Below are 23,859 nucleotides of genomic sequence, written 5' to 3' on the forward strand. Positions count from 1 at the left end.
AATCGAGCGTTTTACAGCCCTGCGCCCCTGGTATATCTTGGAGCGACGTCAACATCACAAGATCGTCAAACGATTAACAAAACAACAAGGTCGGTCCACTTATCGACACGGATAGCGGAGATTGCACCATGAGCGAACACGCCGATGCTCCCATTTTGAATGGCCCCACGCTTGAAGGACTGGATCAATTTGATTCCGTTGTCGACGTTTTCGACAACGCCGTCAAACGCTACGGCGACCGGCCCGCGTTTAGCTGCATGGGGCAAACCCTGAGCTTTGACGAGCTCGACCGCTATGCCGGGCGCTTCGCCAGCTGGGTGCAGAATCATACCGATCTAAAGCCCGGCGATCGCATCGCCATTCAGCTGCCCAACGTGCTGCAGTTTCCCGTGGCGGTGTTCGGCGCGCTGCGCGCGGGGCTGGTGGTAGTCAATACCAACCCGCTCTACACCGAACGTGAAATGGCCCACCAGTTCAAGGACTCCGGCGCAAAGGCGATCCTGATTCTGGCGAACATGGCGCACAAGCTCGACAAGGTGCTCGACAAAACCGATATCAAACACGTGGTAGTCACCGAACTCGCCGATCTTCACGGCGTGCCGAAACGCTGGCTGATCAACGCCGCGGTCAAGTACGTCAAGAAGATGGTGCCGACCTACCGGCTGCCTGGCGCCACCGGCTTTCGCCAGGTCATGAAGGCCGGCCAGGAGAAAGACTTTACCCCGGTCAAACGCACCCCGGACGATGTCGCAGCGCTCCAGTACACTGGCGGCACCACCGGCCGGCCCAAGGGCGCGATGCTGACCAACACCAACCTGATCGCCAACATGCTGCAGGCGCGTGCGGCGATCGGCAAGCACCTGAAGGACGGCAGCGAAACCATCATCGCGCCGCTGCCGGTCTATCATATCTACACCTTCACGGTGAACTGTCTGTTTTTGATGGATACCGGCAACCATTCGGTGCTGATCACCAACCCCCGCGATTTGCCCGGCTTCGTCAAGGAGCTCAAGAAGCTCAAGTTCTCCGGTTTTATCGGGCTCAATACGCTGTTCAACGCGCTGTGTCAGCGCGATGACTTCAAATCGCTCGACTTTTCGCACCTGAAACTCACTATTTCTGGCGGCATGGCGCTGACCAAACCCGTCGCCCAGCGTTGGGAAGAGGTGACCGGCTGCCCGGTGGCGGAAGGCTATGGGCTGACCGAGACCTCGCCGGTGGTGAGCTTCAACCCCACCGACGCCATCAAGCTTGGCACCATCGGCAAGCCCGTGGCGGGCACCTCGGTCAAGACCGTGGACGCCGACGGTCACGATGTGGCTCTGGGTGAGCCCGGCGAGCTCTGCATCAAGGGGCCTCAGGTGATGAAGGGGTACTGGAACCAGGACGGCGAGACGAAAAAGTCGATCGACGAAGGCGGCTGGTTTCACAGCGGCGATATCGCCGTGCTCCAGGATGACGGCTACATTCGCATCGTGGACCGTAAAAAGGACATGATTCTGATCTCCGGCTTCAACGTCTATCCCAATGAGATCGAGGACGTAGTGGCCGGCCACCCGGACGTCGTCGAAGCGGCAGCGGTGGGTGTGCCGGATGAAGACGCGGGTGAAGCGATCAAGCTCTTCGTGGTCTCGAAAAATTCGAGCCTCGACGCCGAGACGCTGCGCGCCTGGTGCAAGAAAGAGCTGACCGCCTATAAAGTGCCCAAGTACGTCGAGTTTCGCGATGAGCTGCCCAAGACCAACGTGGGCAAGGTGCTGCGCCGCGAGCTGCGCGACGAGCAAAAAAGCGAAGAGAAGGGCGAGGAGCAGGCGAACGTCTGACCCCAGGGGAAGGGCGCCTTGCCGGGTTAGCCCTGTTGCGAGTGAAAGCGCTATACTGTTCGGCCCGCTTTTTCAGGCGGGCCGAATTTTTGTTTCTCCAGATGGAATTTGAGCCTAACGTGACCACCGAGACGCCCTCCTTGACCAGCGCCGACCAGGTAACGCAGCTCGAGCGCGCCCTCGACGAGTTGACCCTTCGCGACCGCCACCGCCTGGCGCGGCGAGTCGACGGGCTCAAGCGGCGTCTGCGTGAGGACAAGCCCATCGACCGCGGCTTGGCCGAACTAAGCCGCGACATCGACAAGGCCCAGCGCCATTTCGAGCGCCGTGCCTCGACCCATGTGGCGGTCAGCTACCCGCCCAATCTTCCCGTGGTCGAGCGCCGCGAGGACATTCTGGAGGCGATACGCGATCACCAGGTGGTGGTGGTGGCCGGTGAAACCGGCTCGGGCAAGACGACCCAGCTGCCCAAGATCTGCCTGGAGCTCGGTCGCGGCCGCCGGGGGCTGATTGGACACACCCAGCCGCGGCGTCTTGCCGCGCGCAGCGTCGCCATGCGTATCTCCGAAGAGCTCGAGGTGAATCTGGGCGAGCAGGTGGGCTATCAGGTGCGCTTCACCGATCAAAGTGCGCCGAACACCCTGGTCAAGCTGATGACCGACGGGATCCTGCTGGCCGAAACCCAGCACGACCCGATGCTCTGGCGCTACGACACGATCATCATCGATGAGGCCCACGAGCGCAGTCTCAACATCGACTTTCTGCTGGGATATCTCAAGCGCCTGCTGCCCAAGCGCCCGGATCTCAAGGTGATCATTACCTCGGCGACCATCGACGTCGAGCGCTTCGCCGCCCACTTCAGCGACGGCAAAAAGCCCGCGCCGGTGGTCGAGGTCTCCGGGCGCGCGTATGACGTCGATGTGCTCTACCGCCCGCTGGTACGAGGCGACGACGACGAGGAGGATCGTACGCTCCAGGAGGGGATTCTTCAGGCGATTGGTGAGATCGAAACCCTGGAGCGCGAGCGCGGCTGGCTGCACGGCCCGCGAGACGTGCTGATTTTTCTGCCCGGCGAGCGCGAGATTCGCGAAACCGCCGACACCCTGCGCCGGGCGGATTTCAAGGGCACCGAGGTGCTGCCGCTCTACGCAAGGCTTTCCAACGAAGAGCAGAACCGGGTGTTTGCCCCGCACCGCGGCCGTCGCATCGTGCTGGCCACCAACGTGGCGGAAACCTCGCTCACCGTGCCCGGCATTCGCTACGTGGTCGACCCGGGGCTGGTGCGCATCAGCCGCTACAGCTACCGGGCGAAGATCCAGCGTCTGCCCATCGAGCCGATCAGCCAGGCCAGCGCCAACCAGCGTAAGGGCCGCTGTGGGCGGGTCGCCGAAGGCGTGTGTATTCGCCTGTACGACGAGGAGGATTTTCTCTCGCGCCCGGCGTTCACCGACCCGGAGATCCAGCGCACCAATCTCGCTTCGGTAATCCTGTCGATGCTCTCGTTGAAGCTTGGCAACATCGAGGCGTTTCCCTTCGTCGATCCGCCGGACAGCCGCTTCGTCAAGGATGGCTTTCGGCTGCTGTTCGAGCTCGGCGCGGTGGATCAGAAAGAGCAGATCAGTCCGCTCGGGCGCAAGCTCGCAAGGCTCCCCATCGACCCTAGGCTTGCGCGCATGGTGCTCGAAGGCGCCGAGCGCCAGAGCCTTCGCGACGTGCTGGTGGTGGTGTCGGCGCTGGCGATCCAGGACCCGCGCGAGCGCCCGGCGGACAAACGTCAGGCGGCCGATCAGGCCCACCAGAAATGGCACGACCCGGACTCCGACTTCGTCGCGCTTTTGAATTTGTGGCACGGCATCGAAAACGCGCGCGCCTCGCTTTCCAGCAGCCAGCTGCGCCGCTGGTGTCGCGATCATTTCATCAATTACCTGCGCATGCGCGAGTGGCACGACACGTTCCGCCAGCTCAGACAGCTTTTGCGCGACATGGAGATCGAGGTGCCGGGGCCGCTGCCTGCCAATGAAGACGAAAGCGAGGAGCAGGCGCGCCAGGCAAGGCGCAAGACGTCGGCCCGGCTTCACCAGTCGCTGCTCTCCGGGCTTTTGTCGAATTTGGGTAATCTGCTCGAGAACCGCGAATATCTGGGCGCGCGCAACCGCAAGTTCTTCATCCACCCGGGCTCGGGGCTCGCCAAAAAGACGCCCAAATGGGTAATGGCGTTCGAGCTGGTCGAAACCACCAAACTCTACGCCCGCACCGTGGCGAAGATCGATCCGACGTGGATCGAGCCTCAGGCCGAACATCTGGTCAAGCGAAGCTACAGCGAGCCGCACTGGGAAATGAAGCGCGCTCAGGTCGTGGCCTTCGAGCAGGTCACGCTGTTTGGTCTTCCGATCGTCTCACGCCGGCGGATCAATTTTGGTCCCATCGACCCGAAAGCGTCCCGCGAGATCTTCATCCGCCGGGCGCTGGTCGAAGGCGAGTTTCAGACCAAAGGCGCGTTTTTCGCCCACAACCGTGAGCTGATCGACGAGGTCGAAGCGCTCGAGGACCGGGCGCGGCGTCGCGACATTCTGGTCGATGAAGAGACGCTGTTTGCCTTTTACGATGAGCGCATTCCGTCTGATGTGGTCAACGGCAAGGGCTTCGAGCACTGGCGCAAGCAGGCCGAGCGCGAAACCCCCGAGCTTTTGCACTTCGACATCGCCTCGCTCAAGGCACGCGAGGCCGAGGACGTCACGCGTGCCCAGTACCCGGATTACCTGACCCTGGGGGGCGTTGCCTACCCGGTAAGCTACCACTTTGCCCCCGGCGCCGAAGACGATGGCGTCACGCTTACCGTGCCTGCGGCGATGCTTTCGCAGCTGCCGGCAAACGCCTTGGAGTGGCTGGTGCCGGGGCTTTTGCGCGAAAAGTGTATTGCGCTTCTGAAGTCGTTGCCCAAGAGCATTCGCCGCCAGGTCGTGCCGATTCCCGACTGGATCGACGCCGCGCTGCAAACGCTGGTGCCCGGGGAGCGCCCACTGACCGAGGCGCTGGGCGAGTTTCTGCGCCAGCGCACCGGCACCCGCGTTCACCCGGACGACTGGCGTTTCGACCAGCTCGACGCGCACCTGATCATGAACGTGCGCGTGGTCGACCACGCGGGTGAAACACTCGGCCAGGGGCGCGACGTGCGCGCGCTGGAAAAGCGCTTCGAGCAAGCGGCCAATTTGGGCGCCCAGGCGCTGGCCAGAGAGGCCACCCAGGCACCGGCTCTAAACGAGCTCCCACCATCGCCGCTGCCCGAGTCGCGGGTGACTACCCAGGCCGGCATCCGCGTGGAGGCTTACCCGGCGCTGGCCGTCGACGGAGCGTCCTTCAAGGTGGCGCTATTCGATCACCCGGCCAAGGCCCTGGCCGCGCACCGGGAAGGTGTGGCGCGGCTTGCGATCACCCAGCGCGGCGAGCGGGTCAAGGCCATTCGCGCGCTGCCACGTCTTGAAAAGTGCGCGCTGCTGTTCACCAACGTCGGCGCGAAGTCCGCATTCATCGACGACGTGCTGCTGGCGGTGTTTACCCAGGTCGTGGCCATCGATCCGCTGCCACGCTCGGCGGGGGAACTGGAGGCCCGCCTTAATGAGGTGGAAGACCAGCTGCCCGAGCGCGCCGAAAAACTCTTGAAAGAGGTCGAGGCGGCGCTCAAGGCGCATCTCGAACTCGCCAAGCGGCTCAAGGGCAATCTCGACTTCTCCCAAGCGCTCGTTTATAGCGATGTGCGGGCGCAAATGCAGCGTTTGGTCTATCCTGGCTTCATCCGTGATGCGGGGGCGTGGCTTTCGGAGTACCCTCGGTACTTCGACGCCGCGCTGATACGTCTTGAAAAGGCGGGGCGCGAGCGCGGGCGCGACCAGATGATGATGAAAGAGATTCAGGCGCTGGAGGCGAAGTTCGACGCAAGGCGTGAAAGCGAGCGCCGCGGCCAGGTCGAGGATCCGGTGCTGGTCGCCTTCGGCTGGTGGATTCAGGAGCTTCGCGTGTCGCTGTTCGCCCAGCAGCTCGGTACTCTCATGCCGGTGTCGGTCAAGCGCCTCGAAAAACAGTGGGAAGAGATTACGCGCCCGTAAGGCGCAACGCGCGCCCTCCAGGGCCGGGGGCGACGATGACACTCAACGCAGCAGGCCGAGTGCCTAAGCAGGCCAGGTACCGGGGTCGTTGAGCACAACGCGAGGGAGAACAAGTATGAATGACGTGGTGATTACCGGCACGGGCCTATATACACCGGAACACGCCATCGACAACGAGGCGCTGGTCGCGACGTTCAACGCGTTTGTTGACCGTCACAACGAGCGCTTTAGCGCCGAAATTGCCGCCGGCGAGCGCGAGGCGCTGGCCTACTCGAGCAGCGAATTCATCGAAAAGGCCTCGGGCATCAAAAGCCGGTACGTGCTCGATGCTGAGGGTATTCTCGACCCGGCGCGCATGCGCCCAAATCTGCCACAGCGCAGCGACGACGAGCCGTCGATCCAGTGCGAGATGGCCGTCGAGGCCGCTGGGCAGGCGCTGAAAAACGCCGGCGTCGAGGCCGAGGGAATCGAGCTCGTCATCGTTGCCTGCTCGAATCTGGAGCGCGCCTATCCGGCGGTGGCGGTCGAGATCCAGCAGGCGCTCGGCACCGCGGGCTACGGCTTCGACATGAACGTCGCCTGCAGCTCAGCCACCTTTGCCATCGAAACCGCGGCCAACGCCATCGCGTCAGGAAGCGTCAAGCGCGCGCTGGTGGTGAGCCCTGAAATCTGCTCGGCGCATTTGAACTTCACCGACCGCGACAGCCATTTCATCTTCGGCGACGCGTGCACGGCGGTGGTGCTCGAGCGAAGCGATCTCGCCGTGGCGAGCCAGCGCTTCGAGGTGTTGGGCACACGTTTGGTCACCCGGTTCTCGAACGCCATTCGCAACAACGCCGGCTTTTTGAACCGCGTGACCGACAGCGACCCGCTCGGCGTCGACAAGTTGTTCGTGCAGCAGGGGCGGCAGGTGTTCAAGGAGGTGTGCCCGATGGTGGCCAGTCTCATCACCTCGCATCTGGCCTCGCTCGAACTCGAAGGCTCTGACGTCAAGCGATTGTGGCTGCATCAGGCGAACCGGCACATGAACGATTTGATCGCGCGCAGGGTGCTCGGGTTCGACCCCAACGAAAGTCAGGCGCCGATCATTCTCGATCGCTACGCTAATACGAGCTCTGCCGGATCGATCATCGCGTTTCACTTGCACCGCGACGATTTCAAGACTGGCGACACTGGCCTGATCTGCTCCTTCGGGGCAGGCTATAGCGCCGGCAGCGTCGTGCTGCGCTGTCAGTAGACGCGTGTATTAAATAAAGCAGGGACACACTAAAAAAGAGGGAATCATCATGTCAGGGTTACTAGCCGCCTCAAGGGCCAATCGACTCAACGCCGGCGCGCTCAAGAGCGTTTTACCGGTCGTGCTGCTGGCCACCATGGGGCTGTCCGGCTGTGCCAGCACCCAAACGACGGCGCAGCAGGCGCACCCGGACGACCCCTGGGAGAGCTTCAACCGGCGCGTATTCGCCTTCAACGACGTGCTTGACCGCTACGCGTTGAAGCCGGTCGCCACCGGCTATCGCAACGTCACGCCAGACCCGGTGCAGACTGGCGTGGGCAACTTCTTCTCCAACCTCGGCGAGATCCGCACCGCGCTCAACAGCCTCTTGCAGGGCAAGCCGGCCAACGCCGGGCTTGCGACGTCGCGGTTTTTGATCAACTCGACGGTCGGGATCGGTGGTCTTCTGGACTACGCGACCCACATGGAGATCACCGCCGACGAGGAAGATTTCGGCCAGACCCTGGCGCGCTGGGGCTGGAGCGACTCGCGCTATCTGGTGTTGCCGCTGCTCGGCCCGAGCACGCTGCGCGACACCACGGGCCTGCCGGCGGATATCGCGGCCTACCCCAATACCTACGTCGAGGACGATGCGGTACGTATCAGCCTGACCGCGCTTAACGTCATCGACACCCGGGCGGGGCTGCTCGACCAGGAGTCGCTGATCAGCGGCGACCGCTACCAATTCATTCGCGACGCATACCTGCAGCGTCGCCAGTTCATGATCAACGACGGCGAGCTCGGTGACGACCCCTTCGCCATGGACAGCTTTGAATTCGACGATGCAGATTTTGGTGACGATGACGTCGCCGACTGAGGCTTGATATGGATTCCTCCAAGCATCTGATCGCGGTCATCGATGCCCCGGGCGATGAGCGCGATGCGCTCACTCGCGCCATCACCTGCCGCGACATGGCGGTGCTGGCCGCCAGCGACATCGAACGTTTGCCCGACAACGTCGCGCTGGTCGTGGCGCGGGTCGGCGTGGTGCCCCGCGAGCAGTGGGCGCTGTTGGCCGCCCGGGTGCCAACGTTGGTAGTCAGCGACTCCCGTGAGGACCAGGCGCTCTTTCAGGCGGTGGAGAGCGGACTTCTGGATCACGTGGTCGACCCCTTGCGACACAGCGAGCTTTTACGGCGCATGATTCGCAAGGCGGTCGAACTCAGTGCGCTTGCCCGCGAGCGCGAGCGCGACCGGGCGCGCCTCAAGGAGCTCAACGAAAGCCTGGAGACGCACCTGGCGCTTTTGCGCATGGACCAGCAAAGCGGCGGGCATATCCAGCGCCGTTTGCTGCCGGTGAACGCGCGCACTATCAACGGCATTCGATTCGATTACTGGTTCGCGCCGTCGCTCTATTTGTCCGGCGATTTTCTCGACTATCAGCCGTTCAATGAGCGCTTCAGCGCCTTCTATTTTGCCGATGTATCCGGCCACGGCGCCTCGTCGGCCTTCGTCACGGTGTTGCTCAAGTACTTGTTTATTCGCTGGCTTAACGAGTGGGACGGCCAGGCGCCGGAGCGTTTGGCCGCCACGTGGCTCAAGGCGCTCAACCGCGAGCTTCAGGATACCGATATCGGCAAGCACGCCACCCTTTTCGTGGGGGTGATTGACCACGAGGCCAAGACCCTTCACTATTCGCTCGGTGCACAGCTGCCGATGCCGATACTGGTGACCGACCAGGGCCTGACGCGCCTCGAGGGCGAAGGCATGCCGGTCGGGCTTTTCCCCGATATCGAGTATCCTTCTCTTAGCTGTGACCTTCCGCCTGACTTTCGCCTGTGGCTCTGTTCAGACGGCGTATTGGAATGCTTGCCGGGTAAGACGCTCGACACGCGGCTCATGGAGCTTGAGCAATTAGTAAGCGAGAGTGACACACTCGAGCGGTTGCGCGACCGGCTGGTTCAGACCAACGCCCTGCTGATGGAGGGGGAGACGGCTGACGAGGAGAGCCAGGACCGCAACGCTTTACCCGACGATCTGACAATCATGATGGTGAGCGGATTTGGTCATGCTGATTGAGGAAGGCCGTATCAAGGCGGCATTCGATTCCGGGGTTTTCATCCTGAAGCTCTGTGGCGACGTGCGCCTGACGCTCTGCGCCACGCTCGACGTCCAGGCCCAGCGGCTCGCCGACACGCCCGGGCTTCGCTCGGTGATGATCGACCTGCGCGAGGCGAGTAACGTCGACTCCAGTGCCCTGGGCTTTCTGGCCAAGGTAGCCATGGCGGTGAAAGGGCGTCTGGAACATCCGCCGACGATCATCGCTGACAACCCCGATATTCAGAAAATGCTGGATGTGATGGGGTTCGCGCGTTTTTTTACCCTGGTCGAGGCGCCGCTTCAAAACGCGGGCGGCATTGACCCGACGCTGACCGAGCTGCCCGAAGTGCCTACGGACGAGGAGGGGCTGCGTGATCGAATCCTCGAGGCTCACCGTATCCTGATGCACATGAACGAACACAACCGCGAACAGTTTCAGCCGCTGGTCGACATGCTGGAATCCCAGGACTCGCCGGTACACTAGGGTCATCGCTCGATGACCCTTCGCTTGACATCAAAGGCCCCGGGGCGCAACCCCCGGGGCCTTTATCATCTCCGCTTGGGTGGCACGGCCCGCCCCGCTGGGGTGATCACTGGCGCAGTTTGGCCAGCAGCTCCTCAAGCTTTTTCTGATCCGCCATGAACTTGCGGATGCCTTCGGCGAGCTTGTCGTGGGCCATTTCATCATCGTTCATCGCCCAGCGAAACTCCTGCTCGCTCAAGGCGTCATCGGCGCCTACCTTCGCGCTTTTCGCGCTCAGCTTGCGCTCGAGCGTGCCGTGCTCTTCATCGAGCTCGTTGAGCAGCGCCGGCGAGATGGTCAGGCGGTCGCAGCCGGCGAGCGACTTGATTTCGTCGACGTTGCGAAAGCTTGCGCCCATCACGATGGTGGCGTAATTCTGCGCCTTGTAGTACTCGAAGATGCGCTTGACCGAGGCCACCCCGGGGTCGTTGTCGCCGCTGAAGTCGCCGTCCGGATTTTGCGCCTTGTGCCAGTCGAGAATACGTCCGACGAAGGGCGAGATCAGCGTCGCGCCGGCGTCGGCGCAGGCCTTGGCTTGGGCGAAGCCGAACAAGAGCGTGAGGTTGGTACGAATGCCGTCGCGCTCGAGCGCTCGCGCCGCCTGAATCCCCTCCCAGGTCGAGGCAGTCTTGATCAGAATTCGCTCGGCGGGAACGCCGTTTTTCGCGTAACGCTCGATCAGCGAGTGCGCTTTTTTGATCGTTGCCTCGCGGTCAAACGAGAGTCGCGAGCTGACCTCGGTAGAGACGTAGCCTGGCACCAGCTCGCTGATTTCGGAGCCGATCTCTACCGCGACCCGATCCACCGCCTCGTCGATATCTGCGCTTTCACGGGCGATGACGGCCAGGCGCTCGCGGCGATCCTCCTGCTGGGCGGCCTGCAGGATGAGCGACGGGTTGGTGGTGGCATCCTCCGGGCGAAAGCGGCGGATCGTTTCCAGATCGCCGGTGTCGGCGACGACCTTGGTCATCTCTTTTAGCTGCGTGAGTAGGCTCGTGCTCATGTAAGGCTCCTCCCTGTTGAGTCCAGCCCTACTCTAGCAAGGCTTCCGGTCTGTGGATATTGCCGCGGGCCGATTGCACCAACGCCTGGTCGGGGCGCCAGTGAAAGCCGGTCGGCGGAGCATCGTCGATTTGAAAGGCGTCGGCGGCTTCTCTGAGCGCCTCGGCGATCTGCTCGAGCGCGAGCGCGTCCCGGGCGCTTTGTTCGACCCGGTCGGCACTGGCCCGGTGGGTTTGGGTCTGCTCGGCAAGCGTGGCGTTGAGCCGCTCGATATGACGATGCTGCTCCTGGGCGGCGCTGGCGATGTGCGCCATCAGGCGATTGGCCTGCTCGCCAGCGTCGGCGATGTCGTGCATGGTGTCGCTTGCCTGGCGCGAGCGCGCGTAGCCCTGCTCGATCTGGCGGCCCGACTCCGCCAGAAGCGCTCTGATCTCGCCGGCGGCGTCGGCGCTTCGCGTGGCGAGCGTTCTGACCTCCTCTGCCACCACCGCGAACCCCTTGCCCTCGGTGCCGGCGCGTGCTGCCTCCACCGAGGCGTTGAGCGCGAGAATGTTGGTCTGAAACGCGATCGCATCGATGGCCTCGACGATCCCGTCCACTTCGCGAGCGCGCGCCTGGATGCGCTCCATGGTGGCGAGAAAGTCGCTCATCACCTCGCTTCCTTCGGCCGTGCGCGCTCGGGCCGAAGCGGTCAGGTTGGCCGCCTCGGCGGCAAAGCCGGCGGTGGAGGCGGTGTGCGTGGTGAGCTCGTCGAGCGTGGTGGTCGTGGCCGCGTGAAAGGCCTGCTGCTCACGACTCTGTACGGTCAGCTCTTCGCTTCCCAGTGCCAGGCGCTGGGCGCTTTCGAACATCGAGCGGCTCTGGGTGTGAAGCTGGGTGACGGTGTCGATGAACGCGCGGCGCATGGTGTCTAGCTCGGCGTAGAGTTGGCCGATTTCATTACGCCCCGGGCTCTCGACCTTCCGGCTCAAATCGCCCCTGGCGAGGGTACGAAGATGGCCCACCAGGGTTTTGATCGGGCGCAGAAAGTAGCGCTGCCCGATCACGGCGATCATCAGCAGAATACCGAGCGTTGCCAGCACGCCCGCGATCAGCGCCTGGCCGAGCGTGGCGGCCTGGCGCTCGGCGCGCGAGAGCAGGGTAGAGCCCTGTTGATCCGCCAAGGCATAGAAGGCGCGCGCCTGCTCGCTAAACGCCTGACTGAGCGTGAGTGCCTGGGCGGTAAGCTCGCGATACCCGCCGCGGTCGCCGGCGCGTACCGCCGCAAGCTGCTGCTCCATCGTGGCGATCAGCGCCCGAGCCGACGCCTCGAGCGCGTCGCGGCCGGCGTAGTCGGCGCTGGCAGCGAGAAATCGCGCCAGGCCGCTGTTCATCTCTTCGAGGTCGCTTTCTACCGCTTCGAGCGCCTCGATCGGGTCGCCAAGCGAGGGCCGGAGCTGACGCTCGAGCGCCCGGTCGAGGCGGTGAAGCCCTTCAAGGCCTGATATGTGCACCCGATTGAGCGAGGACGCCTGCTGGACGTTGACCCGCTCGAGCAGCGCCAGATCGTTTTGCCCCCGTTCGATCACGCTCCAGGCAAGCAGGGCGAGGGCCACGACGCAGAGCGTGACCAGCGATAGCGCCGCCAAGGCCAGCGTGCGAAGCGAAAGGTGGTGAAGCGCTTTGAGGGTCATGGGCAGTCCAAGTTCGCGTAGTAAAATAGCAGTAGACTAAGCGCGGTTTGTTGCGGTTTTTTGAACCGGGACCTCGAGCGGCGAAGAAGTGCCGTATCATGAAAGCACGCGCGCCGGGCGTTTTCGTCGCTAACGCCGTGATGTTTCGGTTCGGGCGCTTGCCGGCGTGGTGGTCGGGCTTTTTGAGGTCGATCACCTGGGGCCGATGCTGCTCACCATGCTGGCGGTCGCGCTGCTGGGCAACCTGGGCGTGCGCTGGCTGACGCCGCGCTCAGTAACGCCGCCTTGATGCGCGCCTTGGGCCGTACACGTTAAAAAAAGTGGGTGAGCGCGGCGCTGTCATATAATTGCAATCAAAGCGCGGCAGACTCCTCGGTGTTGAAGGCCACAGGGCCACCTTTTCCAGCGGCGCGCTGGATTTCACACCAAGGGGAACGCAACGATGAATGTAACCAAAAAGACGCTAAGTGTTGCCGTAGTCGCCGCCCTGAGCGCTGGCGTATCCAGCGTAGCCATGGCTCGCGACACCATTCAGATTGCGGGCTCTTCTACCGTACTGCCGTTTGCCAGTATCGTTGCAGAAGAGTTTGGCAACACCTATTCCCAGTTCAATACGCCGGTCGTGGGCTCCGGTGGCTCCAGCGGTGGTCTGCGTCAGTTCTGTCAGGGCGTCGGTGAAAACACCATCGACATCGCCAACGCCTCGCGCCCGATTCGTCAAAGCGAAGTCGAAAGCTGCGGCGAGAACGGCGTCAACGACATTCTCGAGGTGAAATTCGGCTACGACGGTATCGTCTTCGCCTCGCGCCTGGATCAAAACGCATTCGAGCTGACGCCGGAATTCGTTTTCAAGGCCGCCGCCGCCAAGCTGCCCCAAAACGGCGAGCTGGTCGACAACCCCTACACCAACTGGTCCGATATCGACGAGAGCCTCCCGGACCAGGAAATCACGCTGGTCATTCCGGCTTCCAACCACGGTACTCGTGAAGTATTCGAAGAGCGCGTGCTGCACGCCGGCTGCGAAGCCGTCGCGGAAGTGGAAGAAGACGCCTGCAACACGCTGCGCGGTGACGGCCGTATCGTCGAAATCGCCGGCGACTACACCGAAACCCTGGCGCGCCTGGACGCTCAGGAGAACGCCGTGGGCGTGTTCGGTTTGAGCTTCTACGACCAGAACCGCGACCGTCTGCAAGTGGCGACCATGGACGGCGTCGAGCCGAGCCTCGAAACCATCGGCTCCGGTGAATACCCGGTATCGCGCCCGCTGTTCTTCTACGTGAAAGGCGAGCACCTGGACGTCATCCCCGGCCTTGCCGAGTACACCGAGTTCTTCCTCAACGACATGACCTCTGGCTACGGAAGCCCGCTGGAAGACGCAGGCCTGATCCCGATGGACGAAGGCGAGCGTCAGGAGCAGCTCGAGCAGTTCGAGTCGCGCACCGTGGTCAGCGCCGAGTAACGTCTGGCCCGCCTTGCGACAGGCGCCGTGCCTGACAACGCAAGGCAGGTGAGAAAGTGATTGCGCCGGCATCGAGGCATTCGATGCCGGCGTTTAAACGTAGAAAGTAAAAGGCGAAGACATACCATGAGCAATTTTGCCTTGATCGCCACGCTTTTGATGCTGATGGCCTTGGCATATCACCTGGGGCTGACACGCAGCCGCGCGGTGGCGTCAAGCCGCGACGTGCGACTGCACTCGCGCCCGGGTTATTACGGCGCGCTGGTTGCCCTCTGGTGCGGGCTGCCGGCGCTGGCCATTTTTCTTCTCTGGTCGTTTCTGGCGCCCCAACTGATCGACACGTTGGTTACCGGCCAACTGCCGCCGGAGCTGGTCAGCGGGCTCGGCGACCAGGAGATGCAGACCCTGATGCGTCGCATCTCGGCGCTGGCCGATGGGCGCGGTGTCGCCGGCGGTGGAAGCCCGGAAGAGCTTGCCGCGGCGAGCCACATGGCGCGGCTGCAAACGCTTGAAAACATCGCCCTGATCGCGGTGATGGCGGTGCTGGCGGTAGCGGGGCTGGTGCTGGCGCGGCGGCGCATTTCGCCGAGCTGGCGGGCGCGCAACCAGGTCGAGCGGGTCATCACCTTTGCGCTGGCCGCCAGTTCGGCGATCGCGATTCTGACGACGGTCGGCATCGTGCTGTCGATGCTGGGCGAGGCGCTGCGCTTTTTCAGTTTCATCCACCCGGCGGATTTCTTCTTCGGCACGGTGTGGAACCCGCGATTCAGCACCGCCGGCGCGAGCGGGCAGGGCGAGTTCGGTTTGCTGCCGCTTTTGTGGGGCACCCTGATGGTCAGCGCCATCGCGCTTCTGGTCGCCATCCCCGTGGGGCTGATGACGGCGATCTACATGGCGGAGTACGCCTCGCCCTGGCTTCGAAGCATCGCCAAGCCGATCATCGAGATTCTGGCGGGCATTCCCACCATCGTGTACGGCTTTTTCGCCCTGACGGTCATCGGCCCGTTTCTGTCGATGCTTGGAGATCTGGTAGGGATCAATATCCGCACCACCAGCGCCATGACCGCCGGCATCGCCATGGGCATCATGATCATTCCGTTCGTCTCGTCGCTGTCCGATGACATCATCACGCAGGTGCCCAAGTCGCTTCGTGACGGCGCGTTGGGCCTTGGCGCGACCAAATCGGAAACCGTGCGCCAGGTGGTGCTGCCTGCGGCACTTCCCGGCATCGTTGGGGCGTTTTTGCTTGCGGCGAGCCGGGCGATCGGCGAGACCATGATCGTGGTGCTGGCGGCGGGCAACAACCCGGTGCTGCATGCCAACCCGTTCGAGGCGGTCTCCACGATCACCGTGACCATCGTCAACCAGCTCACCGGGGACATGGACTTCGCCAGCCCCCAGTCGCTGGTCGCCTTCGCGCTCGGTTTGACGCTGTTCGTGATCACGCTGGGCTTGAACGTCATCGCACTGGTCGTGGTGCGCAAATATCGTCAGCAATACGAGTAGATGCCCATGTCCCTAACGATTGAGCAGCGCCGCCAGCATCGCCTCGAAACGATCGAGAAGTCGCTTTCCAAACGTCACCGTAAGGAGAACACGTTCCGTCGGCTGGGGCTGGTGGCGGTACTGACCGGCATGACCCTGGTGGCCATTCTGTTCGCCAGCATCCTGAGCAAGGGCATTCCCGCCTTCTGGCAGGCCACGCTCTATACCGAGGTGACGTTTGATCCGGACGTCATCGACCTTCCGCCCAAACCCGAGCGCGAAGCGGGCGAGAGCCAGTTCGCCTTCGATGAGCGCATGACCCAGTGGCTGACTCAGGCAGGGCTGGTGAACTGGCAGTCGTTGATCGATACCTCGCTCGAGCAGGCCTTGGGCGAAGAGGTCGAGCCACGAGCGCTTCGCGACCTGCGCGCGCTTGTCGCCTCCGGCGAGCGCTATGCGCTGCGCGACCGCTTCACCGAGGACCCCTCGCTTTTAGGTGAAACCGTGTCGCTCAAGATGCTCGCCAGCGCCGACGTCGACGTGTGGGTGAAGGGCAACATCGACCGGGATCTGCCGGATGCGCGCCTGCAGTTGAGCCCGCAGTCCCGCGCCTGGGTCGATGTACTGCAAGAGCAGGACGTACTGCGTCAGTCCTTTAGCACGTCGCTATTCATGAATACCGACTCGCGAAGCTCGCTCGCCTCGGCAGGGCTTGCCGGTGCCTTCATGGGGTCGCTGTTCATGATGATGGTGGTGATTTCGCTGTCGGTACCGCTGGGGGTATCGAGCGCGATCTATCTCGAGGAGTTCGCGCCCAAAAATCGCCTGACCGATCTCATCGAGATCAACATCAACAACCTGGCCGCGGTACCGTCGATCGTCTTCGGCTTGCTGGGCGCCTCGATCTTCATTGGCTACCTGCGCCTGCCGCTGTCGGCGCCGCTGGTCGGGGGCCTGGTGCTCACGCTGATGACGCTGCCGACGATCATCATCGCCACGCGCGCATCATTACGTTCGATTCCGCCCTCGATTCGCCAGGCCGCGCTGGGTATTGGCGCCTCGCGCGTGCAAACGGTGTTTCACCACGTGCTGCCGCTGGCACTGCCGGGCATTCTCACTGGCTCGATTCTGGGCGTGGCTCAGGCGCTGGGCGAAACGGCGCCGCTTTTGCTGATCGGCATGAACGCGTTCGTGGCCAACGTGCCGGGCTCGCCGATGGATCAGTCCACGGCGCTACCGGTGCAAATCTATCTGTGGCAGGGTAACGAGCTGCGCAATTTCTTCGAGGCGCGCACGTCCGCGGCGATCATCGTGCTGTTGGGCCTGATGCTCAGCCTGAACGCGCTGGCCATCTGGCTGCGTAAAAAATTCGAAACGAGGTGGTAAGTGGATACTTCTACGCACTCTTCTGCGAGCTCTTCTGCGAATTCCGAGTCGACGAATGCCGGGGCGCGCGCACCATCCGGCGCCATGTCCAGCGTCAGCGTCGGTAACGGTGAAAACCGCGTCAGCAAGGCAACAGACAAGGTCAAGCTCAAGGCCGAAGGTGTCAACGTTTTCTACGGCGATACCCAGGCGATCAATGGCATCGATCTGGATATTTACGAAAACGAAGTGCTGGCCTTTATCGGTCCCTCGGGCTGCGGCAAGTCGACGTTTCTGCGCTGTTTGAACCGCATGAACGACACCATCGACATCTGCCGTGTCGAGGGCAAGATCACCCTCGATGAGCGCGATATCTACGCGCCGGATCGCGACGTGGTGCTGCTGCGCGCTCAGGTCGGCATCGTGTTTCAAAAGCCCAACCCGTTCCCGAAGTCGATCTACGAGAACATTGCCTACGGGCCGCGCCTTCATGGGCTTGCCAAGCGCAAGGCGGAACTCGATGACATCGTCGAGAGCAGCCTGCGCCGCGCCGGGCTGTGGGACGAGGTCAAGGATCGGTTGGATAAGCCCGGCACCGGACTCTCCGGCGGCCAGCAGCAGCGCCTTTGTATCGCCCGCACCGTGGCGGTGAGCCCGGACGTGATCCTGATGGACGAGCCGTGTTCGGCGCTCGACCCCATCGCCACGGCGAAGGTGGAGCAGCTGATCGACGAGCTCAGCGAGAGCTATACCATCGTCATGGTGACTCACAATATGCAGCAGGCCGCGCGCGTGGCCGACCGTACCGCGTTTTTCCACATGGGCGATCTTGCCGAGGTCGACACCACCGACAACATCTTCACCAACCCCCAGGATCAGCGCACCCACGACTACATCACCGGGCGCTTTGGCTAAACACTACCGCTGTTTGGGTCAATAAAAACCCGCATCGAGTCGATGCGGGTTTTTTTGTGAAAGCTGCCTGATGATCAATCGATCAGCTCGACTGCCAACGCCGTGGCTTCGCCGCCGCCGATACACAGACTCGCCACCCCACGCTTGCCGCCGGTCGTGCGCAGCGCGTGGATCAGTGTCGCGATGATGCGCGAGCCGGTCGAACCCACCGGGTGGCCCTGGGCGCAGGCGCCGCCGAAGACGTTCACTTTGGCGTGATCCAGGCCCAAATCGTCGATCGCCATGAGCGTGACTACCGCGAACGCCTCGTTGATCTCGAAAAGGTCGACGTCATCCACGCTCCAGCCGACCTTTTTCAATAGCGACTCGATCGCCCCCACCGGGGCGATGGTGAACTCGCTCGGGTGGCGCGAGTGGGTGGCGTGGCCGAGCATGCGCGCCAGAGGCTTCACTTTCATGCGCTCGGCGCCTTCGCGGCTTGCCATGATCAGCGCCGACGCGCCGTCGGAAATCGAGCTTGCGTTCGCCGCGGTGATGGTGCCGTCCTTGGCGAACGCCGGGCGCAGGGTACGGATCTTGTCGAGGCGGGCCTGGAAAGGCTGCTCGTCCTTATCGATCACGCTCTCGCCTTGCCGGGTGGTGACCGTCACCGGCGCCATCTCGGCATCGAGGGAGCCGTTCTCAGTGGCCTTCATCGCCCGCTCGAGTGAAGCAATGGCGAAATCGTCGAGGCGCTCGCGGGTGTAGCCGCGAGCGCTTGCGATCTCCTGAGCGAATACCCCCATCAGCTTGCCGGTTTCGGCATCCTCCAGGCCGTCATAAAACATGTGGTCCTTGAGCTCGCCGTGGCCCAGCCGGTAGCCGCTGCGCGCTTTGGTGAGAAGGTGCGGGGCGTTGGACATCGACTCCATGCCGCCGGCCAGCATCACCGAGTTCGTGCCCGCCTTGATCAGATCATGACACAGCATTGCCGCCTTCATTCCCGAGCCGCACAGTTTGTTGATGGTGGTGGCGCCGATCGCATCGGGAATGCCGGCCTGGCGCATGGCCTGACGGGCAGGGCCTTGCTTGACGCCGGCGGGCAGCACGCAGCCAAGAATGCCCTCCTCGATGGCATCCGGGGCGATGGCGCACCGCTCTAACGCGGCGCGAATGGCGACCGCCGCCAGTGCCGGCGCGCTTTGGCTTGCAAGGCTGCCGCTCATCCCCCCCATCGGCGTACGGGTGGCGGATAGAAAGACGATGTCGTTGGCGCTGCTCATGGGAAGTCTCCTGATGGCATTGTTATAAAGACGGCTATAAAGACGGTTGTTAAGACGGCTATCAAGACGATTGTAAAAACGATTGTAAAAACGACTCCAAAAACCACTGATACGGCTGTTGTAGTGATGGTAGCCGTTGAAAAGTATCGCGATGAACAGGTGGCCTCAGCACAAGGCTCACCGTTGGGCGCGACCAACGTCTAACGCCGTTGTAGCGCCGCTCGCTTGCGCTGGCCCGGCAATCCTTTTAGCGTTAGCCAAAGGGCAAGTTTCCGTTAACGTAAACCAATGCCTGCGGAATGCAAGTCTCTTGTTGCACGCTCGATCCCATAGCTTGACCGAATAGCTCGACCCAATAGCTCGATTCAATAGCTCGATTCAATAACAACAGAGAGCCGCCATGACTCACACTGCTTCACTTCCCGCCTATGCCGACTATCTCGAGCGCTTCTCGGCTGACGCCGTGATCGAAGGTCTCGATACGCACAAGGATGGCAAGCTCAACGCGTTCGAGGCGTGCTGCGCGCGCCATCTTGAACAGGGGCGCGGCGAGACGCTGGCGCTGGTACACGAAGATACTCATCAGCAGGTGCATACGCTCACCTATCGCGAGCTCGACGCCGAAAGTGCGCGGCTGGCCGGCTGGCTACGCGACCAGGGCTTGAAAGAGGGTGACCGCATCGCCTGTATGCTGCCGCGTTCCAAGGCGCTGCTGGTGGCCGTGGTGGCGACCTGGCGCATCGGCGCGGTGTATCAGCCGCTTTTTACTGCTTTTGGGCCGGACGCGGTGGAATACCGTTTGAACCGCGCCGATACCCAGCTGGTCATCACCGATCACGCCAACCGGCACAAGTTCGACGGCATCGAGCGCTGCCCGCCGGTGCTGGCCGTCGGTGGCCCAACGGATGAGCACTCGGCGGATCTCGACTGGCAAACGGCGCTGGCGCACGCGCCCATGAGCGACGCGCCGCCGCGGCTCGACTCTCAGGCGCCGTTTCTACAGATGTTTACCTCCGGCACCGTGGGCAAGCCCAAGGGCGTGGCGGTGCCGCTCAAGGCGATGGCGGCGTTCGCGCTTTATATGGAGCTTGCGGTGGATCTAAAGCGCGAGGACCGGTTCTGGAACATGGCCGACCCGGGCTGGGCTTACGGGCTTTATTACGCCATCGCCGGGCCGCTGCTACTGGGTGCAACCACGCACTTCTGCGAGGCGGGCTTCAGCGCCGAAGGGGCGCTTGCGTTCATGAAGCGTCACGACATCACCAACTTCGCCGCCGCACCCACCGCCTACCGGCTGATGAAGGCATCAAGCCTGTTCGATGACGCCCATCAGAGTCTCAATCTTCGCGCGGCGAGCTCGGCGGGGGAGCCACTCAATACCGAGGTCGTCAACTGGGTCGAGAAAGCTTTGGGCTGCGCGGTGATGGACCACTACGGCCAGACCGAAACCGGCATGACCTGCAACTGCCACCACGGCCTCGATCACCCCAAACACGTGGGCGGCATGGGCGTGCCGCTACCGGGCTACCGGCTGGCGATTCTCGACGCCGAGTACAACGAGCTTCCGCCGGGTGAGCCCGGTGTGCTCGCGGTGGATATCGACAACTCCCCCGTGCATTTCTTCCAGGGCTACACCTGGCAGGAGAAGAACCCGTTCGTGAACGGCTACTACCTGACCGGCGACGTCGTGATCAAAAACGAGGACGGCAGCTTTCAGTTCGCCGGGCGCGACGACGATATCATCACCACCGCGGGCTATCGGGTTGGCCCGACCGATGTCGAAAACAGCGTCATGACGCACCCCGGCGTGGCAGAGTCGGCGGCGGTAGGCAAGCCTGACGAGATTCGCGGCGAGATCATCAAATCGTTCGTGGTACTGCGCGAAGGCTTCGAGCCGACCGAAGCGCTGGCCGAAGAGATCCGCACGCTGGTTCGCGAGCGCCTGTCGACTCACGCGTTTCCGCGCGAGGTCGAGTTCGTCGACGAGCTGCCAAAAACCCCCAGCGGCAAGATTCAACGTTTCAAGCTGCGCGCTCAGGCGAGCGCCACGTTTGATAATCCCGGCAAAGGGCTTTGATAAAAGGGCTTTAATATGGAAATAAATCAGCGCGCATTTCTGATCACCGGCGCCGCCTCCGGGCTCGGCGCGGCGACCGCCGAGCGGCTTTTGAGCCTTGGCGCAAGCGTGTTGCTGTGCGATGTGAGCGAGCGCGTGCATGAGCAGGCTAAAGCGCTCGGCGAGCGCGCCCGCGCCATGACCGCAGACATCACCTCGAGTGAACAGATGGAGAAGGTGATCGACGCGGCGGTCGAGCTCGGCGGCGAGCAGGGCTTGGCCGGCGTGGTGCACTGCGCCGGGGTGGTGAGCGTGGCCAAGCTGGTCGACCGCGAAGGCCAGCCGGCGGATCTCGACGCCTATGCCAAAACGGTTCAGATCAATCTGGTCGGCACCTTCAACGTGATGCGCCTGGCTGCCGCGGCAATGGCGAAGAACGCGCCGACGGCGTCCGGCGAGCGCGGGGTAATCGTCAATACCGCCTCGGTGGCCGCTTTCGACGGTCAGGTGGGGCAGTGCGCCTACAGCGCCTCCAAGGCCGGAGTGGTCGGCATGAGCCTGCCCGCCGCCCGCGAGCTTTCGCGCCACGCCGTGCGCGTCATGGCCATCGCGCCAGGGGTGTTCGAAACGCCGATGATGAGCGAGATTCCGCGCGATGCCTATGATGCCCTGGTGGCCGCCGTGCCGTTTCCCAAGCGCCTTGGCCGCGCCGAGGAGTTTGCCCATCTGGCCGAGCAGATCATCACCAACCCGATGCTCAACGGCGAGGTAATTCGCCTGGATGGCGGTATTCGCATGCAGTGAGCACGAACCGTTTGCGCCCGCGTTATCTCAAAACGGGCAAGTGACCGTTCGCTATTCGACTAAAGAGTGCGTGTAAGTAGCGGTCAAATTCAAACGCCTGCTTGACGGGCGTGCGGCGTCGCGCTAATTTCAAACAATCGTTTGAAAGCCGCCTTTTTCTATGGCTTTCGGCCACGGTTGAGGAGACCCGCGATGCCCAGCTACCAAGCCCCCCTGCGTGATCTGCGTTTCGTCATGGACGAAATGCTCGACTACCCCGCGCACTACGCCGCGATCGGCAAAGGCGACGACGCCTCATCGGACGTGGTCGGCGCCATTCTGGAGGAGGGCGGGCGCTTCGCCCGTGAGGTGCTGCTACCGCTCAACCAGATCGGCGATGCCGAGGGCTGTACGCGGCTGGAAAACGGCGATGTCAAGGCGCCGGATGGCTTTCGTGCGGCGTACCTGCAGTACGTCGAAGGCGGCTGGCCCGGACTCTCCGCCGAGGTCGAGCACGGCGGCCAGGGACTTCCGCCGTCGCTTGCCATGGCGCTCTCGGAAATGATCTGTGCCAGCAACCTGGCCTGGGGAATGTATCCCGGACTTTCTCACGGCGCCGTCGACGCACTGCGCCACCACGGTACCGACGAGCAGAAATCCACCTATCTCAGCAAACTGGTCGAGGGCGTCTGGACCGGGACGATGTGCCTGACCGAGCCCCACTGCGGCACGGACCTTGGCTTGATCAAGACCCGCGCCGTACCGAAAGAGGGCGGCGCTTATACCGTGACCGGCACCAAAATCTTCATCTCCGCCGGCGAGCACGATCTTGCCGAGAACATCGTGCATCTCGTACTGGCGAAGCTGCCGGACGCCCCGGAAGGCTCGAAAGGCATTTCGCTTTTTCTGGTGCCCAAGTTCCTGCCGAACGCCGAGGGCAACGTCGGCGAGCGTAACGGCGTGGTGTGTGGCTCGCTCGAGCATAAGATGGGCATTCACGGCAACGCCACCTGCGTGATGAACTTCGACGGCGCCACGGGTTACCTGGTCGGCCCACCTCACAAGGGCCTTGCCTGCATGTTCACCATGATGAACGCCGCACGGCTGGGCGTCGGTATTCAGGGGCTTGGGTTGATCGAGGCAAGCTTCCAGAACTCGCTCGCCTACGCCCGCGACCGGCTGCAGATGCGTGGGCTTTCCGGCAAGCAAGCCCCGGAAAAGCCCGCCGACCCGATCATTGTGCATCCCGACGTGCGTCGGATGCTGCTGACCCAGAAAGCCTTCGCCGAAGGTGGGCGCATGCTGGTGCTGTACGCGGCGCAGCTGCTCGACCAGGTGGAGCACGCAGCACCGGGTGACGAGCGCGAGCGTGCCGATACGCTGCTGGGGCTTTTGACGCCGATCGTAAAGGCGTTCTTGACCGAGGTGGGATTCGAAAGCACCAACGAAGGTGTCCAGGTCTTTGGTGGTCACGGCTTCATCAAGGAGTGGGGGATGGAGCAGCTGGTGCGCGACGCGCGCATCACGCGTCTTTATGAAGGCACCACCGGCATTCAGGCCCTCGATTTGCTGGGCCGTAAGGTGCTGATGAGCCAGGGCGAGTCGCTGAAGGTCTTTACCAAAGAGATTCACAGATTCTGTAAGACCGAAGCCGATAACCCGGCGCTCAAGGAGTTCATCGAGCCGCTTGCCAAACTCAACGCCGAGTGGGGCGAGCTCACCATGGGCGTCGGCATGAAAGCCATGCAGGACCGCGAAGAAGTGGGCGCAGCCAGTGTCGACTATCTGATGTACTCGGGCTATGTGGCGCTGGCTTATCTGTTCGCCCGCGCCGTCAAGAGCGCGGCGACCGGGCTCAACGGTGACGAGAAGGCGTTCTATCAGGCGAAGATCGACACCGCCCGCTTTTACTATCAGCGCCTGCTTCCGCGCACTCGGGCTCACGTCCAAATGATTCAGGCCGGGGCGGCAAGCCTGATGGCGATATCGAGCGAAGACTTCGGTCTGGGCTTCGAAATCTAACGCCGACGACCGGGCGATAACTAATTACCTTCTTGCCGGCAGTTCGATCTGCCGGCTTTTTGTTTTTGCCTG

The 23,859-nt window shown here is 62.8% G+C and carries 17 protein-coding genes; 14 read left to right on the forward strand and 3 right to left on the reverse strand.

Features of this window, described 5'->3' with window-relative positions:
- Nucleotides 1-128 precede the first annotated feature (128 nt).
- The 6 genes from OCT39_RS06040 to OCT39_RS06065 all read left to right on the forward strand — a co-directional run bounded on the left by OCT39_RS06040 (nucleotide 129) and on the right by OCT39_RS06065 (nucleotide 9,726).
- Nucleotides 129-1,823, forward strand: a complete 1,695-nt coding sequence (locus OCT39_RS06040) for an AMP-binding protein (RefSeq protein WP_263586764.1) — start codon at nucleotides 129-131, stop codon at nucleotides 1,821-1,823.
- Nucleotides 1,824-1,924: 101 nt separating this feature from the next.
- A complete protein-coding gene (gene hrpA, locus OCT39_RS06045) occupies nucleotides 1,925-5,926 on the forward strand; it encodes an ATP-dependent RNA helicase HrpA (RefSeq protein WP_263586765.1) in 4,002 nt (1,333 codons plus the stop codon).
- A 115-nt stretch (nucleotides 5,927-6,041) separates the two neighbouring features.
- Nucleotides 6,042-7,163 (forward strand): beta-ketoacyl-ACP synthase III, encoded by a 1,122-nt coding sequence (locus tag OCT39_RS06050; protein WP_263586766.1) that lies wholly within the window; start codon nucleotides 6,042-6,044, stop codon nucleotides 7,161-7,163.
- 136 nt (nucleotides 7,164-7,299) lie between these two features.
- The gene (locus tag OCT39_RS06055) at nucleotides 7,300-8,019 is read left to right on the forward strand and encodes a VacJ family lipoprotein (protein ID WP_409335801.1); all 720 of its coding nucleotides are present in this window, start codon (nucleotides 7,300-7,302) and stop codon (nucleotides 8,017-8,019) included.
- Between the two features lie 8 nt (nucleotides 8,020-8,027).
- Nucleotides 8,028-9,221, forward strand: a complete 1,194-nt coding sequence (locus OCT39_RS06060) for a PP2C family protein-serine/threonine phosphatase (protein WP_263586768.1) — start codon at nucleotides 8,028-8,030, stop codon at nucleotides 9,219-9,221.
- Nucleotides 9,211-9,726: an STAS domain-containing protein gene (locus tag OCT39_RS06065; protein ID WP_263586769.1), complete on the forward strand. Its 516-nt coding sequence runs from the start codon at nucleotides 9,211-9,213 to the stop codon at nucleotides 9,724-9,726. The genes OCT39_RS06060 and OCT39_RS06065 overlap by 11 nt, the downstream gene beginning before the upstream one ends.
- A gap of 106 nt (nucleotides 9,727-9,832) precedes the next feature.
- On the opposite strand, the gene tal is transcribed toward OCT39_RS06065, so the two are convergent.
- A complete protein-coding gene (tal, locus tag OCT39_RS06070) occupies nucleotides 9,833-10,768 on the reverse strand; it encodes a transaldolase (protein ID WP_263586770.1) in 936 nt (311 codons plus the stop codon).
- A gap of 28 nt (nucleotides 10,769-10,796) precedes the next feature.
- Complete coding sequence (locus tag OCT39_RS06075) at nucleotides 10,797-12,440, reverse strand: methyl-accepting chemotaxis protein (protein WP_263586771.1); 1,644 nt, start codon at nucleotides 12,438-12,440, stop codon at nucleotides 10,797-10,799.
- A gap of 166 nt (nucleotides 12,441-12,606) precedes the next feature.
- On the opposite strand from OCT39_RS06075, the gene OCT39_RS06080 reads away from it, so the two are divergent.
- The 5 genes from OCT39_RS06080 (at nucleotide 12,607) to pstB (ending at nucleotide 17,664) form a co-directional block, all read left to right on the forward strand.
- Nucleotides 12,607-12,729 carry a hypothetical protein gene (locus tag OCT39_RS06080; RefSeq protein WP_412031138.1) on the forward strand — a complete coding sequence of 41 codons (123 nt, stop codon included), beginning with the start codon at nucleotides 12,607-12,609 and terminating at the stop codon, nucleotides 12,727-12,729.
- Nucleotides 12,730-12,882: 153 nt separating this feature from the next.
- Entirely contained in the window at nucleotides 12,883-13,899 is a 1,017-nt protein-coding gene (locus OCT39_RS06085) for a substrate-binding domain-containing protein (RefSeq protein WP_263586772.1), read from the forward strand.
- A gap of 126 nt (nucleotides 13,900-14,025) precedes the next feature.
- The gene (gene pstC / locus OCT39_RS06090; RefSeq protein ID WP_263586773.1) at nucleotides 14,026-15,405 is read left to right on the forward strand and encodes a phosphate ABC transporter permease subunit PstC; all 1,380 of its coding nucleotides are present in this window, start codon (nucleotides 14,026-14,028) and stop codon (nucleotides 15,403-15,405) included.
- Between the two features lie 6 nt (nucleotides 15,406-15,411).
- A complete protein-coding gene (pstA, locus tag OCT39_RS06095) occupies nucleotides 15,412-16,770 on the forward strand; it encodes a phosphate ABC transporter permease PstA (RefSeq protein WP_263586774.1) in 1,359 nt (452 codons plus the stop codon).
- An 84-nt stretch (nucleotides 16,771-16,854) separates the two neighbouring features.
- Nucleotides 16,855-17,664 carry a phosphate ABC transporter ATP-binding protein PstB gene (pstB, locus tag OCT39_RS06100; RefSeq protein ID WP_252109181.1) on the forward strand — a complete coding sequence of 270 codons (810 nt, stop codon included), beginning with the start codon at nucleotides 16,855-16,857 and terminating at the stop codon, nucleotides 17,662-17,664.
- A gap of 74 nt (nucleotides 17,665-17,738) precedes the next feature.
- Here pstB and OCT39_RS06105 read toward each other — a convergent pair whose 3' ends face one another.
- The gene (locus OCT39_RS06105) at nucleotides 17,739-18,926 is read right to left on the reverse strand and encodes an acetyl-CoA C-acyltransferase (RefSeq protein WP_263586775.1); all 1,188 of its coding nucleotides are present in this window, start codon (nucleotides 18,924-18,926) and stop codon (nucleotides 17,739-17,741) included.
- Between the two features lie 400 nt (nucleotides 18,927-19,326).
- Between OCT39_RS06105 and OCT39_RS06110 the strand changes: the two genes are divergently transcribed.
- The 3 genes from OCT39_RS06110 (at nucleotide 19,327) to OCT39_RS06120 (ending at nucleotide 23,787) form a co-directional block, all read left to right on the forward strand.
- Complete coding sequence (locus tag OCT39_RS06110; protein WP_263586776.1) at nucleotides 19,327-21,003, forward strand: AMP-binding protein; 1,677 nt, start codon at nucleotides 19,327-19,329, stop codon at nucleotides 21,001-21,003.
- A gap of 15 nt (nucleotides 21,004-21,018) precedes the next feature.
- Nucleotides 21,019-21,786, forward strand: a complete 768-nt coding sequence (locus OCT39_RS06115) for an SDR family NAD(P)-dependent oxidoreductase (protein ID WP_263586777.1) — start codon at nucleotides 21,019-21,021, stop codon at nucleotides 21,784-21,786.
- Nucleotides 21,787-21,978: 192 nt separating this feature from the next.
- Nucleotides 21,979-23,787, forward strand: coding sequence for an acyl-CoA dehydrogenase C-terminal domain-containing protein (locus OCT39_RS06120; protein WP_263586778.1), 1,809 nt, complete (start codon nucleotides 21,979-21,981; stop codon nucleotides 23,785-23,787).
- Nucleotides 23,788-23,859 lie beyond the last annotated feature (72 nt).

The sequence above is a fragment of the Halomonas sp. GD1P12 genome, assembly GCF_025725645.1.
Lineage (GTDB): Bacteria > Pseudomonadota > Gammaproteobacteria > Pseudomonadales > Halomonadaceae > Vreelandella.

Excerpts from the sequence above, each read along its gene's own strand:
- OCT39_RS06120 (WP_263586778.1), top strand. The coding sequence starts at position 21,979 with ATGCCCAGCTACCAAGCCCCCCTGCGTGATCTGCGTTTCGTCATGGAC.
- pstA (WP_263586774.1), top strand. The coding sequence starts at position 15,412 with ATGTCCCTAACGATTGAGCAGCGCCGCCAGCATCGCCTCGAAACGATC.
- OCT39_RS06085 (WP_263586772.1), top strand. The coding sequence starts at position 12,883 with ATGAATGTAACCAAAAAGACGCTAAGTGTTGCCGTAGTCGCCGCCCTG.
- OCT39_RS06115 (WP_263586777.1), top strand. The coding sequence starts at position 21,019 with ATGGAAATAAATCAGCGCGCATTTCTGATCACCGGCGCCGCCTCCGGG.
- OCT39_RS06110 (WP_263586776.1), top strand. The coding sequence starts at position 19,327 with ATGACTCACACTGCTTCACTTCCCGCCTATGCCGACTATCTCGAGCGC.
- OCT39_RS06060 (WP_263586768.1), top strand. The coding sequence starts at position 8,028 with ATGGATTCCTCCAAGCATCTGATCGCGGTCATCGATGCCCCGGGCGAT.
- OCT39_RS06050 (WP_263586766.1), top strand. The coding sequence starts at position 6,042 with ATGAATGACGTGGTGATTACCGGCACGGGCCTATATACACCGGAACAC.
- tal (WP_263586770.1), bottom strand. The coding sequence starts at position 10,768 with ATGAGCACGAGCCTACTCACGCAGCTAAAAGAGATGACCAAGGTCGTC.
- pstC (WP_263586773.1), top strand. The coding sequence starts at position 14,026 with ATGAGCAATTTTGCCTTGATCGCCACGCTTTTGATGCTGATGGCCTTG.
- hrpA (WP_263586765.1), top strand. The coding sequence starts at position 1,925 with ATGGAATTTGAGCCTAACGTGACCACCGAGACGCCCTCCTTGACCAGC.
- OCT39_RS06040 (WP_263586764.1), top strand. The coding sequence starts at position 129 with ATGAGCGAACACGCCGATGCTCCCATTTTGAATGGCCCCACGCTTGAA.
- OCT39_RS06055 (WP_409335801.1), top strand. The coding sequence starts at position 7,300 with ATGGGGCTGTCCGGCTGTGCCAGCACCCAAACGACGGCGCAGCAGGCG.
- OCT39_RS06065 (WP_263586769.1), top strand. The coding sequence starts at position 9,211 with ATGCTGATTGAGGAAGGCCGTATCAAGGCGGCATTCGATTCCGGGGTT.
- OCT39_RS06075 (WP_263586771.1), bottom strand. The coding sequence starts at position 12,440 with ATGACCCTCAAAGCGCTTCACCACCTTTCGCTTCGCACGCTGGCCTTG.
- pstB (WP_252109181.1), top strand. The coding sequence starts at position 16,855 with ATGTCCAGCGTCAGCGTCGGTAACGGTGAAAACCGCGTCAGCAAGGCA.
- OCT39_RS06105 (WP_263586775.1), bottom strand. The coding sequence starts at position 18,926 with ATGAGCAGCGCCAACGACATCGTCTTTCTATCCGCCACCCGTACGCCG.